This is a genomic window from Citrobacter sp. (assembly GCF_050252275.1).
GTDB classification, from domain to species: domain Bacteria; phylum Pseudomonadota; class Gammaproteobacteria; order Enterobacterales; family Enterobacteriaceae; genus Citrobacter_A; species Citrobacter_A amalonaticus.
In genome coordinates this window covers 1-12,774 of sequence record NZ_JBFWLF010000120.1, presented here as the reverse complement: position 1 = coordinate 12,774, position 12,774 = coordinate 1, and the positions used below count along the sequence as shown (strand labels likewise).

Below are 12,774 nucleotides of genomic sequence, written 5' to 3'. Positions count from 1 at the left end.
ATACAACATACTTTCAATCTGGTGATGAATGGATACTCCGCACCCGCAACCTTTGTTTGCGCGTACAAATGTTGTCTGGCTGAGCGCGGCGTTTTGTTGTCTGCTCTGGGGCAGCGCCTATCCGGCCATAAAGAGCGGTTATGAGATCTTCCAGATCGCCGCTGACGATATTCCGTCCAAAATTGATTTCGCTGGTTACCGCTTCCTGTTCGCAGGTCTGCTGTTACTCTTGCTGGCGATAGCGCAGCGTAAGCCGATTGGCCGCCTGAGTTCCCGGCAGTTCGGGCAATTGACGCTGCTGGGAGTGACGCAGACCTCGCTGCAATACATCTTCTTTTACATCGGTCTGGCGTTCACTACCGGCGTGAAGGGCTCGATCATGAATGCCACGGGCACCTTCTTCAGCGTGCTGTTGGCGCACTTCATCTATCAGAACGACAAACTGAGTTACAACAAAACGCTGGGATGCATTCTCGGTTTTACCGGCGTGATGGTGGTGAACTTCAACAGCGGGCTGCTGGATTTTAATTTTACCCTGGCGGGCGATGGCTCGATTGTGCTGGCGGCATTTATTCTCTCCGCCGCGACGCTTTACGGTAAGCGACTCTCTCAGACGGTCGATCCAACCGTGATGACGGGGTATCAGTTAGGGATTGGCGGGCTGGTGTTGGTGATCGGTGGTTATGTCTTTGGCGGCACACTGGCGGTTCACGGTCTCGCATCGGTGGCGATTCTCGGTTATCTGACGTTACTCTCTTCGGTGGCGTTCGCGCTGTGGAGTATTTTGCTTAAGTATAACCGTGTGGGGATGATTGCGCCGTTTAACTTCCTGATCCCGGTCTCCGGCGCGGTGCTGTCCGCGATTTTTCTCGGTGAGAATATCCTGGAGTGGAAATACGCGATTGCGCTGGTTCTGGTGTGCTCGGGGATCTGGTGGGTCAATAAGGTGAAGCGGTAACGCCGCCAATGCCGTGGTAGGCCGGATAAGGGCAAGCCGCCATCCGGCACGGGCTGATGTGCCTGATGGCGCTACGCTTATCAGGCCAGGCAGACCCCGGCACGATGAATTAACGTACGCGGATAAAGCTGCCGTCAGGTTGACGAGTAAAAAGCACCTGCTGATTGTTGCCGGTGTCGATAGTCAGTCCGGTCACCACGCCATTCGCGTTCTGGCGAATTTGTACCATCTGCCCACTCTGGAGGGTGCTTAGCGGTTTCCCCGCACCTTCAACCTGCGCCATCGCATAAACATCTGTAGGTGGCAGTCCGTGGTCGCGGAACAGTTGTGCCATGGTTTTACCGGGCTCTACGCGATAGGAGCGCCATTGCTGCTCAATGCCGCTATCCTGCTGGAAAGGCTGGGGTTGCGGTTGCTGTGACTGAGGTTGCTCTTCCGGTTGCCCTTCCTGAATGGGTTCCGGCGCAACGGGAGCGACCTGGCCTGGATCGTTTTGCGGGGCCACAAGCTGGGCCTGAAGCTGCGCTTCCGTCGGGGGTTGAGACTGCGACTGGAGATCCAGTTGCGCGTTACGGGTTACCGCTGGCGTATCGTTCGTGTCGCTTGAGGGGAGAAGGAAACCGACGACCAGCACAATCGCTGCAATGATAATGCCGCGGCGATGCATAGACGGAAGCGGATCCATAATGCGAAAATTGTCCGGTGCATGCCAGATTTTCGCCAGGGTTGGTTTTAATTCAAAGCGCCCGGGCATGGCTTTCCTCCTGCTCCGCGTCTCGTTCCCCAATCATAGAGTATAGACAGCTAACGCTATGATGTTCGTGATATTCCCCGTTTTTGGCACATATACAGGGGGATATCCCTATTGTTTCTTTTTCGTCGTGATTTGTCATCCACCCCGAGACAACATTTTACCGGGAGAAGCCTGGCTGTTATGCTGCCCGCTACTTTTTTATATCCGATGAAAGGAAATACGATGGCAACCCCGACTTTTGACACTATCGAAGCGCAAGCAAGCTACGGCATTGGTTTGCAGGTAGGACAGCAACTGAGCGAATCCGGACTGGAAGGGCTGTTGCCTGAAGCGCTGGTTGCCGGTATTGCTGACGCGCTGGAAGGCAAGCAGCCAGCCGTGCCGGTTGATGTGGTACACCGCGCGCTGCGCGAGATCCATGAACGTGCGGATGCCGTACGTCGCGAGCGCTTCCAGGCGATGGCCGCAGATGGCGTGAAATATCTGGAAGAAAACCGTGAGAAAGACGGTGTGAACAGCACGGAATCTGGTCTGCAATTCCGCGTCCTGACTCAGGGCGAAGGTGCTATCCCGGCCCGTACTGACCGCGTTCGTGTGCACTACACCGGTAAACTGATCGACGGTACCGTCTTTGACAGCTCTGTTGCGCGTGGCGAACCGGCTGAATTCCCGGTAAACGGCGTGATTCCTGGCTGGATTGAAGCGCTGACCCTGATGCCGGTGGGCTCTAAATGGGAACTGACTATTCCTCAGGAACTGGCTTACGGCGAACGTGGTGCCGGTGCGTCGATCCCGCCATTCAGCACCCTGGTGTTTGACGTCGAACTGCTGGAAATTCTGTAAGTCGTCACTTCTGTTCCCCCTCCACGCCGGAGGGGGACGAAAAATGCGCAATAACGCTGCCCGATTGCCGGGTATCGGAGTTTTATCTTGCAAATGCATCAGTTGCGTGTATTTTTGTGAGCTAATTCGCGTTACCAGAGTGATATGACACTCACTTTAAACATATAATTAACATAATATCTAAATCTTAGTATTCATCCCGCCGATTCTTACCTAATATCGATAAGTCCTGAAAACAGGATCGTCGTATCATTGATGCACAACAGACGCATTAAAGGCCGTAGAGCCCGCACAACACAGACAGGTACAGGAAGAATAAAACATGGTAGATCAGGTAAAAGTCGCCGCCGATGAACAGGCTCCGACTGAACAGTCGCTACGGCGCAATCTTACAAACCGACATATTCAGCTTATCGCCATCGGCGGTGCCATTGGTACGGGGCTGTTTATGGGGTCGGGTAAAACGATCAGTCTCGCCGGGCCGTCGATCATTTTTGTTTATATGATCATTGGCTTTATGCTCTTTTTCGTGATGCGCGCAATGGGAGAATTGCTGCTCTCGAATCTGGAATACAAATCTTTTAGCGACTTTGCTTCGGACCTGCTGGGTCCGTGGGCGGGTTATTTCACCGGCTGGACCTACTGGTTCTGTTGGGTGGTGACCGGGATGGCGGATGTCGTCGCTATTACCGCCTACGCGCAGTTCTGGTTCCCCGGTCTTTCCGACTGGGTCGCCTCGCTGGCGGTAGTGATCCTGCTGCTGAGCCTTAACCTTGCCACCGTGAAAATGTTCGGTGAGATGGAGTTCTGGTTCGCGATGATCAAAATTGTCGCTATCGTGTCGCTGATTATTGTCGGCCTGGTGATGATTGCCATGCACTTCCAGTCGCCAACCGGTGTGGAAGCGTCGTTTGCTCACCTGTGGAATGATGGCGGCTGGTTCCCGAAAGGCATTAGCGGCTTCTTTGCCGGTTTCCAGATTGCCGTGTTCGCCTTTGTCGGAATTGAACTGGTCGGGACGACGGCGGCGGAAACGAAAGATCCGGAGAAATCGCTGCCGCGCGCCATCAACTCGATTCCGATTCGTATCATCATGTTTTACGTCTTTGCGCTGATCGTCATCATGTCCGTAACGCCGTGGAGTTCAGTGGTGCCGGATAAGAGCCCGTTCGTTGAGTTGTTCGTGCTGGTAGGTCTGCCTGCCGCTGCGAGCGTGATTAACTTCGTGGTCCTGACGTCCGCTGCTTCCTCTGCAAACAGTGGCGTGTTCTCTACCAGCCGTATGCTGTTTGGTCTGGCGCAGGAAGGTGTGGCGCCGAAAGCATTCGCTAAGCTGTCTAAACGCGCGGTTCCGGCGAAAGGGCTGACCTTCTCCTGTATCTGCCTGCTGGGCGGCGTCGTGATGCTGTATGTCAACCCAAGCGTGATTGGCGCATTCACCATGATCACGACAGTGTCGGCGATCCTGTTTATGTTCGTCTGGACTATCATCCTGTGCTCATACCTGGTGTATCGCAAACAGCGTCCACATCTGCATGAGAAGTCGATCTACAAAATGCCGCTTGGCAAGCTGATGTGCTGGGTGTGCATGGCGTTCTTCGTCTTCGTGCTGGTACTGCTGACGCTAGAAGATGATACCCGTCAGGCGCTGCTCGTCACGCCGCTGTGGTTCATTGCGCTGGGTCTGGGCTGGTGGCTGATTGGTAAGAAGCGGATGGCAGGCGTTCGTTAAAAAAAGAGCCGCGACGCGGCTCTGCAATTACATGAATCAGGGCGCTCTCGGGCGCCTTTTTTATTCGCCTGCGAGGGCACGCGGGAACAACACATTATTTTCCAGACTAATGTGTTCCATCAGATCATCAATCATCTCATTGATGCCGTTGTACATCGCTTTCCAGGTGGTGCACGCTTCTGGTGGGATCGTCACGTTCTGGGTGGTATGTTTAATCACTTCCAGCAGTTCCCCCGCTTCATCATGCTCACTTTCCATGACGCTGATCGGCCCCATCGCCTGGCTGCCCATGCCCTGTTTGATCATCGGGAACAGGATCTGTTCCTCTTTCATCATGTGGCTTGAAAGCTCCTGATGCAGCATGGTCAGATACTTCGCCAGACCTTTTGGTACGTTGGGCTTATCAGCATGAACGCGTTCAACTTTGGTGGCTTGCAGGATCAGTTCCGGCAGTTGCTCGCGGTGTCTGTCGTGATAACGCACGATGATGTGGTCGATAATTTCGGCCAGCGGCGCGGTACGCCAGTCTTTATCGATCGGTTGTTCTGCCAGTTGTGCCAGTTGCGCTTCGATAGCATCAACGTCCAGCTCTTTACGGGCGGCAGCACGCGCCAGCGTCTGCTTACCGCCGCAGCAGTAATCCATATCGTACTTACGAAACAGGGCCGACGCGCGAGGGATAGAGAGCGCCAGTTCACCTAAAGGTTGATCGCGATAAGCCATAGCCGTTACCTCATTCTCAATAATATAAGGTGTATTTTAAATGCATCTTTAATCGGGCGCTATAACCCTTTCGAGGGGGGGACGGATTAACGGCCTGGCTCTGAAAGCGGAATGACGCGTGGTTTTTCCGGTTTTGCTCTGACTGCCACCACCACGCCGATAACCAGCAAAGCAATACCGCTGAGCGTCAGCACAGGGGGAAGGGTCTGGCGCAAGATGAAGGTGTACAGCAAACCCGCCAGCGTTTCGAACACGATCAATGGGCCGAGGATCACCGTCGGTAATCGCTGGCTGGCAATGTTCCAGCACAGCGCGCCTACCCATGAGCACAGCACCGCAATCGCCACCATTAGGCCTACAAACACCGCAGGGCGCGGGCCGAACGGCAGGGCGAAGTCGGGCGTTTTCCCATGCAGCCAGAAGCAGGCGACGAGGTAGCCCAGCAGCGAAACGGGCAGGGTTACCAGCGCCTGCGCCGTCGCCCACATCATCGGGTGTTTTTCCGGGTTCTCCCGCAGCCAGCGGGCATTACGCAGCGCATACCAGGCCCAGCACACCACTGATACCAGCGCCAACGCGATGCCAGAACCGTAGCGCCAGCCGCTAAAATCAGGCAAGCCCTGGTTGAGTTCCGCAATGTTCACGCACAGCAATCCGATGCCTATCAGCAGCAGTGCTGGGGCCAGCCGTAGCCAGGAGAGCCTGCCATCGCGCTGGCTGTACAGCAGGTTGGCAAATACCGGAATGACGACCGGCAGCGTGCCGATGATCATCGTTGAGACCGGTGCGCCGGTGCGCTGAATGGCGCTGGCAAGGCAGACGTAATAAATCAAGTTGCCCATCATGGTCAGCGCCAGCGCGGTCAGCCAGTCTTTCGCCGAAAGCTGCCGCAGGCGCACACGTCCGAGCCATGCCAGCGGCAGGGCAATCAAGCCTAATGCCAGATAACGCCCCATCGACTGCAGCACCGCCGGATATTCCGGCACGATCAACGGTCCGACAAAAATCAGTCCCCACATCAACCCTGCCAGCAGGGCGTACAACACACCGCTAATCATGCTTTACATCCACATCGTTAAACATGACGAAAAGTGTAGGCAGGGAACCGGGGCGCGTATTGTATGAGCTTGCGCATTAGCGCGAATAAACCTGCTTTTGATAGCGCACGGGAGTGATGCCGTAGCGATGGGTAAAGGCGCGGGTGAGATGGGATTGATCGGTCAGGCCGGTCGCGGCGGCAACGTCCGCAGCGGGCATACCGAGAGTCAGAAAACCTTTTGCCCGCCACAGACGGATCGCCATCAGCATCTGGTGTGGCGTCACGTGGAAATGGGCTTTGAACTGACGTTGAAAGTGCCAGGGGCTTAGCGAGGCAACGCGTGCCAGTTCATCGAGGGTGACCGGGCGCATGTAGTTGTCATGCAAATAGTCGCGCACGCGCTCAAAGCGATGCGCGCCTTCCCGTGGCACCGGGGCATGACGTGCCAGCGGCTGGAAGGTGTCGATCAGATCCAGCAACAATCCTTTTTGCGCTAAAGGATCGTCAGTGTGCCACAGTCCGTGGATCAGCGAACAAATCTGACGGGAGCGGCGCGGATCGTGACGCGTGACGTCGTGAAACCACCAGTGACGAATGCCGGTCACCTCTTCCAGCAGGTCGGGCTCCAGATAGATCATCCGGTAACGCCAACCGTCGGCGGTTTCGGCCTCGCCGGTATGCAGCTCATCCGGATTCATCGTCACGACCGAGTGGGCTGGGGCAACGTACTGCGTGCCACGATAGCGAAAGCGCTCGGCACCGGCTTCTATCGCGCCAATGCCGAACGCTTCGTGGGTGTGTGGCTCAAAGGCGTAGCGTGAAATATGGGCGTGATACAACTCAACACCCGGCACCTGCGCCAGATGGCGAAAGCGGGCGCTGTCTTTTTCATCGCTAAACTGCTCGGGTACACCTTGCACGTTGTCTCTCCCCACGCATCGTCCTGTCATTATCAGAGAGGATGCGCGGGGATGCCACCATAATTAACCGATTTTTAACACTTACAGAATACCGTTGACGCTTTCGGCCAGCGACGTGGTCGGGCGACTGATCAGCTTGCTCAGCGTGTGGCTGTCATCGAACAGACCGCCTTTGGATGCCCCGATGTCTGAATCGGCCAGCATCTCCGCCAGTCCTGCTGGCAAACCGACCCCTTTCAGCGCGGCGGCGAAATCGGCTTCGCTCATGTTCTGATAAACGACAGGTTTGCCACTCTGTTTACTCAGTTCTGCGGCCAGCTGGCTTAGTGTCCAGGATTCATCACCCGCCAGTTCATACACTTTCCCGGCATGGCCTTCGGTGCTGATGACCTGTGCGGCGGCAGCGGCGTAATCCGCACGCGTTGCACCGGCAATTCTGCCCTCGCCCGCCGCGCCGATAAACACGCCATGCTCCAGCGCAGCAGGGGCGCTGGCGAGATAGTTTTCGGTATACCAGCCGTTACGCAACAGCGCGTAGGCAATACCGGAGTCAGCCAGCATCTTCTCGGTATCGACGTGTTCAACGTGCAAAGCGAGGGGAGAGCGGTCGGCATGCAACAGGCTGGTGTAGGCGATAAATTTTACTTTCGCCGCCTTTGCCGCATTAATGACGTTACGGTGCTGAGCGGCACGCTGGCCGACTTCGCTGGAGGAGATCAACAGCAGCTTGTCCACACCCTGTAACGCCTGGGTAAATGCCGCTTCGTCACTGTAATCCGCCTGACGTACGGTAATTCCCTGTTGGCTTAATGCGGTGGCCTTCGCCGGGTTGCGAACGATGGCCACAATCTGGCTGGCAGGAACGGTTTTCAGCAGGTTCTCAATAACGTGTTGGCCCAGTTGGCCCGTCGCGCCGGTAATAGCAATCATGAGGTGACTCCTTCTTAATGTGTCGCTTGTGTTTTATAAAGCTAGCACCTAAACTTACTTTTAGTAAGTACGTACAAAAAGGTAAGTATAAGATGAGTGCATCGACCCTTTCTCAACAACTGCGCGACGGCAATTTGTTTGCCGAGCAGTGTCCGTCGCGTGAGGTGTTAAAGCATGTGACCAGTCGCTGGGGCGTCTTGATCCTGGTGGCGCTACGTGACGGCACACATCGCTTCAGCGATTTGCGGCGTAAAATGGGCGGCGTGAGCGAGAAGATGCTGGCGCAGTCGTTGCAGGCGCTGGAGCAGGATGGGTTTATCAACCGGGTTTCGTATCCGGTCGTGCCGCCGCACGTGGAATACAGTTTGACTCCGCTGGGCGAGCAGGTCAGTGATAAAGTCGCCGCGCTGGCGGACTGGATTGAGCTGAATTTGCCGCAGGTGTTAGCACAGCGGGAAGAACGGGCGGCGTAAAACGTTGCCGGATGGCGAGATGTCATCCGGCATTAACGTTACTTGCTTAAATCCATCTGATAAATTGCGAAACCGATCTCATCGGTCGCCACTTTTTGCATCGGGTACTGGCCTTTCTCTTTGATAAACGCAGCGGCTTTATCCCCCGGCGAGGTTTCGAAGCGGATATCCAGTTTTTTCTCACTGTGAATCGGCGCCAGACGCCAGTTGTTATCGGCCGCCGGATGAATTTCCCCGGCGCGTTGAGATTCCGCGCCAATCCATGCCGCCAGCACCGAGCGATTCTCATCCGGTGACGCAAAGGCAATATGGTTGTCGCCGGTTCCGGCAAACTTACCGCCATAGGCGCGATAGTTATTGGTAGCGACCAGGAAAGTGGCATTCGGGTCAATCGGCTTGCCGTTGAAGGTCAGATTTTTAATCCTTTCTGCGGACGGATTTACCGTCTGGCATTCACCGTCATAGCGTGCGGGCTGTGAGACATCAATCTGGTATTCCACGCCGTCGATCACATCGAAGTTATAGGTGCGAAATCCATCCCAGTTGATGAGCGATTGCGGTTTGCTACTGGTGACATCGATCTGATTAAACTGTCCGGCTGAGCATTCCAGCCACTCTTTCACCTCTTTACCACTGGCTTTAACGACCACCAGGGTATTCGGGTACAGGTAAAGGTCAGCGGCATTGCGGAAGGTCAACGGGCCTTTTTCGACTTCGACAAAACTGGCCGGATCGTTCTTGCGTCCGCCAACTTTAAACGGAGCGGCGGCGGAAAGCACCGGCAGTTTCGCCAGATCCGGATCACCCTGAATGAAATGTTCGACATAGGCTTTCTGTGCGTTATTGACCACCTGAACGGTCGGATCGTCCTGCACCAGCGCCAGATAGCTGTACATGTTATCTGCGGATTTGCCGATCGGCTGGCTGACAAATTCGCGCGTAGCGTCGTGGTCGGCTTTCAGAATCTCCGCCAGTTTGCTGTCTTCGGCAGCGAGTGATTTCTTCGCAGCGATGTCGTAAATGGGGCGCGCTTCGGCTTTGGCCTGCGTTACCTGCCATTTGCCGCTGTCGTTATTGAGCACCAGATCCACCACGCCCAGATGATCGCCCCACATGCCTGGCATCACCGCCGGCACGCCGTTCAGCGTCCCTTTTACGATATCCGCGCCTTTGATGTTGGCAAAGTCTTTACCGGGGAAGACCGCGTGGGCATGACCAAACATAATTGCATCCACGCCGGGCACTTCACTGAGATAATAAACCGAGTTCTCGGCCATGCTCTGGTACGGGTCAGCAGAGAGTCCTGAATGCGCGATCACCACCACCACATCGGCCCCTTTTTCACGCATTTCTGGGACATAGCGACGTGCGGTTTCGGTAATGTCGTTAACCGTCACTTTGCCGCTCAGGTTCGCTTTATCCCAGATCATGATCTGCGGAGGGACAAACCCGATATAGCCGATTTTCAGCGTCTGCTTATGGCCTTCCTGATCGACGACATCCGTCTCTTTAATAAGATAAGGGGTAAACAACGGCTTTTTGGTCTTAACGTCGATAATATTGGCGTTAACGTAAGGGAATGACGCGCCTGCCAGCGCTTTTTGCAGATATTCCAGCCCGTAGTTGAACTCATGGTTACCGAGGTTACCAACCGCGTAATCCAGTGTATTCAGCGCTTTGTAGACCGGATGGATCTCGCCTTTTTTCAGTCCCTTTGCCGCCATATAATCGCCCAGCGGACTGCCCTGAATCAGATCGCCATTGTCGACCAGCACGCTGTTTTTGGCTTCATCGCGCGCGGCGTTAATCAGGCTTGCGGTGCGTACCAGTCCGAATTTTTCGGTTGCGGTATCTTTGTAATAATCGAAATCCATCATGTTGCTATGCAAATCAGTGGTTTCCATTATCCGTAGATCAACGGTCGCGGCATTCACGCTGGCCGCGATCAGCGTGGCCAGAAGCGTTGCACTAAACTTAATCATCAGAGGGCATCCTTTTAAGATCTGAAACACAGTAAAAAATGTATTTATATCTTCTTGCTTACAGAACTGTGAAGCATGCATCAGTTTAGCAAGCAAAACCGCAGACACTATCACAGTTGGCGGATTCGCTTTTGATCGGGTATAAGTAAAACAATGAGTTAAGACCACTGCCACAAATGAGGTGGAGAATGTTAGAACACGTATGCCAGCTTGCACGGAACGCGGGCGATGCCATTATGCAGGTTTATGATGGAGTCAAACCGATGGAGATTACCAGCAAGCCGGACGACTCCCCGGTGACAGCGGCCGATATCGCGGCGCACGCGGTGATTCTTGAAGGGTTGACGCAATTGACGCCAGATATTCCAGTGCTCTCCGAAGAGGACCCGCCAGCCTGGGACGTGCGTCAGCACTGGCAGCGCTACTGGTTAGTCGATCCGCTGGATGGCACCAAAGAGTTCATCAAACGCAACGGCGAGTTTACCGTAAATATTGCGCTTATCGAGAAGGGCAAACCGGTACTGGGCGTGGTCTACGCGCCGGTGATGAAAGTGATGTACAGCGCGGCGGACGGCAAAGCCTGGAAAGAAGAGTGCAATGTGCGCAAGCAAATTCAGGTCCGTGACGCGCGTCCGCCGCTGGTGGTGATTAGCCGCTCCCACGCAGACAACGAACTGAAAGAATATTTACAACAGCTGGGCGAGCACCAGACGACGTCGATTGGTTCGTCGCTGAAGTTCTGCCTGGTCGCGGAGGGGCAGGCGCAACTGTACCCGCGCTTTGGACCGACCAACGTCTGGGACACCGCTGCGGGCCATGCTGTCGCGGCGGCAGCCGGGGCGCACGTTCACAACTGGCAGGGTAAACCGCTGGACTACACCCCGCGTGAGTCGTTCCTCAACCCCGGCTTTCGGGTCTCTATTTATTGAGCAATTTATGCAGCAGGGTAATCACCTGCTGCACCTCTTCCTGGGTTAGCGCGCCGTCTTTTGCCCACTGTACGCGACCGTCTTTATCAAGCACCGCGATAGCAGAGCTCTCTTCATCCAGTTGCCAGGCTTTACGGGCTACGCCGTTGCTGTCGACAATAAACTGTGACCACGGGTAGAGCTTCTTATTGCTCTCGAGGCTGCTGCGCACAAACATACCGGAGCCAGGAATCGCGTCGTCAGTGTTGACGATCGTCGTGGTCTGGTAAACGTCATGGGGCAGTTTTGCTGCTTTGATCGCTTCAATCAGCGTCGCATTTTTTTCTTTCGCAGAGGTGCGTCCGGCGATGTGCTGAAGGATTCGCACCTTCCCGGGCAACTGTGCGCTGTTCCAGCTTTTATAGCTGAACTTATCATTTTCAAGAATCAATTCGCCGCGATCCGCAATCCCTACCGGCGGGACGCGTTGGCCCGTTTCGAAGCTATGCGCGGAGGCCATCATTGGCGCTAACAGGCACGCCAGCGCGAGAATCTTACGTAAGGTCATGGTGTTTCCTTCTTATTGTTTGCAGGTGATCCGACCACTTAGGTCTGATTTTTAATCATATGTGCGAATGATGCTTTTTCCCGCAAGAGTGATGCCAGTTTGCGGACGGGCGCACAAATCCTGCGAAAAACGAAGGCTTATACTGAGGACCGCACCCTGATTCAGAGATGATTCTGATTAACTGTAATGAAAAGGTAAATAAACTTATACGCGCTGGAAACATCGTACAGATAGTCTATAGTCAAATGGCATTAAATTTTGCGCCTTAGAACGGTTGGACCGATTGTGGGACCACAAGGGCGTGACTTAAGCAGGAGATAACAATGAAAATTTTCCAACGGTACAACCCACTGCAAGTGGCGAAGTACGTGAAGATCCTGTTCCGTGGACGGTTATATATCAAGGACGTTGGCGCTTTTGAGTTTGATAAGGGCAAGATTCTTATCCCAAAAGTGAAGGATAAACAGCATCTGTCTGTGATGTCCGAAGTTAACCGTCAGGTTCTGCGTCTGCAAACTGAGATGGCTTAACCAAAGTGCTATGCAGTAGTTTAAAAAACGGCTCCCATTGGGAGCCGTTGATGTTTCTGGAGCAGGCAGAATAAGCGAATACTACGCTTTAACGTCTCCCTGAACGTCCGGCAGTTTCGGCACCAGTACGCTTGGTTTACTGTCCAGGCGGGTCACCAGCAACTGATCGATACGGTAGTTATCGATATCCACCACTTCGAATTTGTAGCCCGAGAACTTCACGGAATCGGTCCGTTTCGGGATTTTACGCAGCATGAACATCATAAAGCCGCCAATCGTTTCGTAGTTACCTGATTGCGGGAACTCGTCGATATCCAGCACGCGCATCACGTCATCGATCGGCGTACCGCCGTCAATCAGCCAGGAGTTCTCGTCGCGCGCCACAATCTGCTCTTCCAGACCCTGGCCGACCAG

14 protein-coding genes are annotated in these 12,774 nt (G+C 54.6%); 6 read left to right on the top strand and 8 right to left on the bottom strand.

Going from position 1 to position 12,774, the window contains the following annotated elements:
* Positions 1–28 precede the first annotated feature (28 nt).
* A complete protein-coding gene (locus AB7E14_RS11965) occupies positions 29–958 on the top strand; it encodes a DMT family transporter (RefSeq protein ID WP_428169551.1) in 930 nt (309 codons plus the stop codon).
* 109 nt (positions 959–1,067) lie between these two features.
* Here the strand turns inward: AB7E14_RS11965 and AB7E14_RS11960 are convergent, their stop codons facing one another.
* Entirely contained in the window at positions 1,068–1,712 is a 645-nt protein-coding gene (locus tag AB7E14_RS11960) for an OapA family protein (RefSeq protein ID WP_044257216.1), read from the bottom strand.
* Between the two features lie 222 nt (positions 1,713–1,934).
* Between AB7E14_RS11960 and fklB the strand changes: the two genes are divergently transcribed.
* A complete protein-coding gene (gene fklB / locus AB7E14_RS11955) occupies positions 1,935–2,555 on the top strand; it encodes an FKBP-type peptidyl-prolyl cis-trans isomerase (protein ID WP_042999195.1) in 621 nt (206 codons plus the stop codon).
* A 322-nt stretch (positions 2,556–2,877) separates the two neighbouring features.
* Entirely contained in the window at positions 2,878–4,287 is a 1,410-nt protein-coding gene (gene cycA, locus AB7E14_RS11950) for a D-serine/D-alanine/glycine transporter (RefSeq protein WP_042999196.1), read from the top strand.
* Between the two features lie 60 nt (positions 4,288–4,347).
* On the opposite strand, the gene ytfE is transcribed toward cycA, so the two are convergent.
* From ytfE to AB7E14_RS11930, 4 genes are all read right to left on the bottom strand, one after another.
* Positions 4,348–5,010 (bottom strand): iron-sulfur cluster repair protein YtfE, encoded by a 663-nt coding sequence (ytfE, locus tag AB7E14_RS11945; RefSeq protein ID WP_044257213.1) that lies wholly within the window; start codon positions 5,008–5,010, stop codon positions 4,348–4,350.
* An 86-nt stretch (positions 5,011–5,096) separates the two neighbouring features.
* The gene (locus tag AB7E14_RS11940) at positions 5,097–6,068 is read right to left on the bottom strand and encodes a DMT family transporter (RefSeq protein ID WP_044265666.1); all 972 of its coding nucleotides are present in this window, start codon (positions 6,066–6,068) and stop codon (positions 5,097–5,099) included.
* A gap of 76 nt (positions 6,069–6,144) precedes the next feature.
* Complete coding sequence (locus AB7E14_RS11935; RefSeq protein ID WP_156595818.1) at positions 6,145–6,969, bottom strand: AraC family transcriptional regulator; 825 nt, start codon at positions 6,967–6,969, stop codon at positions 6,145–6,147.
* 81 nt (positions 6,970–7,050) lie between these two features.
* Positions 7,051–7,899 (bottom strand): SDR family oxidoreductase, encoded by an 849-nt coding sequence (locus AB7E14_RS11930; protein ID WP_316962117.1) that lies wholly within the window; start codon positions 7,897–7,899, stop codon positions 7,051–7,053.
* A 92-nt stretch (positions 7,900–7,991) separates the two neighbouring features.
* On the opposite strand from AB7E14_RS11930, the gene AB7E14_RS11925 reads away from it, so the two are divergent.
* Positions 7,992–8,372, top strand: a complete 381-nt coding sequence (locus AB7E14_RS11925; protein WP_042321550.1) for a winged helix-turn-helix transcriptional regulator — start codon at positions 7,992–7,994, stop codon at positions 8,370–8,372.
* Between the two features lie 38 nt (positions 8,373–8,410).
* Here the strand turns inward: AB7E14_RS11925 and cpdB are convergent, their stop codons facing one another.
* Complete coding sequence (gene cpdB, locus AB7E14_RS11920) at positions 8,411–10,354, bottom strand: 2',3'-cyclic-nucleotide 2'-phosphodiesterase (protein ID WP_316962115.1); 1,944 nt, start codon at positions 10,352–10,354, stop codon at positions 8,411–8,413.
* Between the two features lie 188 nt (positions 10,355–10,542).
* Here cpdB and cysQ point away from each other — a divergent pair, with 188 nt between their 5' ends.
* On the top strand, positions 10,543–11,283 hold the full coding sequence (gene cysQ / locus AB7E14_RS11915) for a 3'(2'),5'-bisphosphate nucleotidase CysQ (protein WP_316962114.1): 741 nt from the start codon (positions 10,543–10,545) through the stop codon (positions 11,281–11,283).
* Here the strand turns inward: cysQ and AB7E14_RS11910 are convergent.
* Positions 11,273–11,830 (bottom strand): YtfJ family protein, encoded by a 558-nt coding sequence (locus AB7E14_RS11910; protein WP_042999203.1) that lies wholly within the window; start codon positions 11,828–11,830, stop codon positions 11,273–11,275. The genes cysQ and AB7E14_RS11910 overlap by 11 nt on opposite strands.
* A gap of 323 nt (positions 11,831–12,153) precedes the next feature.
* Between AB7E14_RS11910 and AB7E14_RS11905 the strand changes: the two genes are divergently transcribed.
* Positions 12,154–12,360 (top strand): DUF1107 domain-containing protein, encoded by a 207-nt coding sequence (locus tag AB7E14_RS11905; protein WP_004857160.1) that lies wholly within the window; start codon positions 12,154–12,156, stop codon positions 12,358–12,360.
* 81 nt (positions 12,361–12,441) lie between these two features.
* Here AB7E14_RS11905 and AB7E14_RS11900 read toward each other — a convergent pair.
* A partial coding sequence (locus AB7E14_RS11900) for a transporter associated domain-containing protein (protein ID WP_428169550.1) occupies positions 12,442–12,774 on the bottom strand: 333 nt, incomplete at its 5' end.

Coding starts and splice junctions, on each gene's coding strand:
- AB7E14_RS11925 (WP_042321550.1), top strand. CDS start 7,992: ATGAGTGCATCGACCCTTTCTCAACAACTGCGCGACGGCAATTTGTTT.
- ytfE (WP_044257213.1), bottom strand. CDS start 5,010: ATGGCTTATCGCGATCAACCTTTAGGTGAACTGGCGCTCTCTATCCCT.
- AB7E14_RS11905 (WP_004857160.1), top strand. CDS start 12,154: ATGAAAATTTTCCAACGGTACAACCCACTGCAAGTGGCGAAGTACGTG.
- AB7E14_RS11965 (WP_428169551.1), top strand. CDS start 29: ATGGATACTCCGCACCCGCAACCTTTGTTTGCGCGTACAAATGTTGTC.
- cysQ (WP_316962114.1), top strand. CDS start 10,543: ATGTTAGAACACGTATGCCAGCTTGCACGGAACGCGGGCGATGCCATT.
- AB7E14_RS11940 (WP_044265666.1), bottom strand. CDS start 6,068: ATGATTAGCGGTGTGTTGTACGCCCTGCTGGCAGGGTTGATGTGGGGA.
- cpdB (WP_316962115.1), bottom strand. CDS start 10,354: ATGATTAAGTTTAGTGCAACGCTTCTGGCCACGCTGATCGCGGCCAGC.
- cycA (WP_042999196.1), top strand. CDS start 2,878: ATGGTAGATCAGGTAAAAGTCGCCGCCGATGAACAGGCTCCGACTGAA.
- AB7E14_RS11910 (WP_042999203.1), bottom strand. CDS start 11,830: ATGACCTTACGTAAGATTCTCGCGCTGGCGTGCCTGTTAGCGCCAATG.
- AB7E14_RS11960 (WP_044257216.1), bottom strand. CDS start 1,712: ATGCCCGGGCGCTTTGAATTAAAACCAACCCTGGCGAAAATCTGGCAT.
- fklB (WP_042999195.1), top strand. CDS start 1,935: ATGGCAACCCCGACTTTTGACACTATCGAAGCGCAAGCAAGCTACGGC.
- AB7E14_RS11930 (WP_316962117.1), bottom strand. CDS start 7,899: ATGATTGCTATTACCGGCGCGACGGGCCAACTGGGCCAACACGTTATT.